The sequence below is a fragment of the Microvirga tunisiensis genome, from assembly GCF_009296175.1.
Classification (GTDB): domain Bacteria; phylum Pseudomonadota; class Alphaproteobacteria; order Rhizobiales; family Beijerinckiaceae; genus Microvirga; species Microvirga tunisiensis.
In genome coordinates this window covers 1-1,940 of sequence record NZ_VOSK01000652.1, presented here as the reverse complement: position 1 = coordinate 1,940, position 1,940 = coordinate 1, and the positions used below count along the sequence as shown (strand labels likewise).

3 protein-coding genes are annotated in these 1,940 nt (G+C 62.0%); 1 reads left to right on the top strand and 2 read right to left on the bottom strand.

What is annotated here, in order from left to right:
• The coding region (locus FS320_RS42475) for an ATP-binding cassette domain-containing protein (RefSeq protein WP_162003625.1) at positions 1 to 200 on the bottom strand (200 nt) is incomplete at its 3' end.
• A gap of 310 nt (positions 201 to 510) precedes the next feature.
• On the opposite strand from FS320_RS42475, the gene FS320_RS42470 reads away from it, so the two are divergent.
• Positions 511 to 1,611 carry a Gfo/Idh/MocA family protein gene (locus FS320_RS42470; protein ID WP_152718531.1) on the top strand — a complete coding sequence of 367 codons (1,101 nt, stop codon included), beginning with the start codon at positions 511 to 513 and terminating at the stop codon, positions 1,609 to 1,611.
• Between the two features lie 153 nt (positions 1,612 to 1,764).
• Here FS320_RS42470 and FS320_RS42465 read toward each other — a convergent pair.
• On the bottom strand, positions 1,765 to 1,940 hold a 176-nt coding region (locus tag FS320_RS42465; RefSeq protein ID WP_192926244.1), incomplete at its 5' end, for a transposase.

The following is a 1,940-nucleotide window of genomic DNA, read 5'->3' as shown; positions in this document are numbered from 1 at the left end:
ACCACCCGCGGCCCGATCCGGAGCTCGCCGCCGGAGATGTTCTCCAGCCCTGCGATCATGCGCAGGAGGGTGGATTTGCCGCATCCCGACGGCCCGACGAGGATGACGAATTCCCCGTCCTGGATGTCGATCGATACGCCATGAATGACCGGAACCGTTCCGAAATTCTTACGGATGTTGCGGATCTCGACTGAGGCCACTGGGCTTCCTCCAAAACTTTGTGCGTTCGCGGCACTCTAAAGGTGCCCTGCCAGAATCTTGATACGGCTACGCTGTGGTAGGTGTTTCTTCGACTTGATCAAGTTAAGCACATATCATGTTGCACGACAAATCTTGACATGCAAGCTGGAGTACCGTTGCATCGCGAAGATTGCGGTTCCTGAAGTTCAGCCACAATGAGTCGCTGTCGTCCGTTTGCAGATCGGTCTGCCGCCACACACAGGAACCGGGTTTTGCATCGTCATGCTCCGAACAGCCCGCGCGGCTCGGAGTGAAGGGAGAAAGGCGCTCATGATCAAGAATGTTGCGGTCGTCGGCTGCGGAATCGGCCGCACCCACATCGTTTCCTATGCGGCCCATCCGGACAAGTTCCGCGTGGTCGCCATCTGTGACCTCAACGACGAGCGCCTGGCGAGCATCGGCGATGAGTTCGGCATCGAGCGTCGAACCAAGGATTATGCCGAAATCCTGCGGATGGACGATGTGGACATCGTCGATGTCTGCACACCTCCGGCGGTTCATCTCGAACAGATCCTGGCGGCCCTCGCGGCCGGCAAGAACGTGGTCTGCGAGAAGCCGCTCGTGGGCTCCGTGGCGGATGTGGACAAGGTGATCGAGGCCGAGAAGCAATCCCGCGGCCGGGTTCTGCCGATCTTCCAGTACCGCTATGGCAACGGCATCATGAAGGCCAAGCACATCATCGACCAGGGCCTTGCCGGGAAGCCCTATCTCGCCTCCGTCGAGGTGTTCTGGAAGCGGACCGCGAAGTACTACGACAATCCCTGGCGCGGGCGCTGGGAAACCGAGCTCGGTGGTGTTCTCGTCACCCATGCGATCCACCTGCACGACCTTCTCACCTTCATCATGGGTCCGGTGAAGTCCGTGTTTGCGCGCGCTGCCACCCGCGTGAACAACATCGAGGTGGAGGATTGCGTCGCCGGCAGCCTGGAGATGCAGAACGGGGCTTTGGCCTCCACGGCGGCAACCTTGGGTTCGCAGGACGAGATCAGCCGCCTGCGCTTCTGCTTCGAGAACGTGACCTTCGAGAGCAGTCAGAAGCCCTACGCACCCGGCGACGATCCCTGGAAGATCATCCCCGCCTCCCCGGAGGTGCAGGCTCAAATCGATCAGGCGTTCGAGGGCTGGAATTTCGTCCCGACGCGCTTCGAGGGATTGTTCGCTCCCTATCACGAGGCGCTCGTCTCCGGGGGAGAACTTCCCATTACCTTGGCCGATGCGCGCCGCTCGCTGGAGTTGCTGACGGCCTTCTACCAATCCATCGAAACCGAGCGTCCGCAGCCCGTTCAGGTCGGCCCCGATCATCCGCGTTACGCGAACTGGAGCCTCGCGAATAAAGGCGCCGACATCCTGCGCTACACCGCTCGGGCCTAGCCGTTCCTATTCACCAGAGTTTGTTTCGGGGCCTATTTGGTAGCGCGGGCGTGCCGATCCGCTGCGTTTCTTTCACCGCGGCAAGGTCTGGAACGTGGGGAACGCGTTGGCAGGGACGGGATGGGATGACCGGGGCGATGGCAGCCCCGGCGCTCAGGGCGAGGCCGCCCGGGGCTGGGGTGCCAGAGCGCTCGCAAGACGGCGGACGAGATCCGCTTCCGGACAGCACGAGGCAAAGGCCAGTCGGATGCGGCTGGTGGTTTCCTGCACCCGCACGGCGATCTTGAGCAGGCGCAACCGCAGCGTTGCGAACTCCGCCCGGGCGAGAT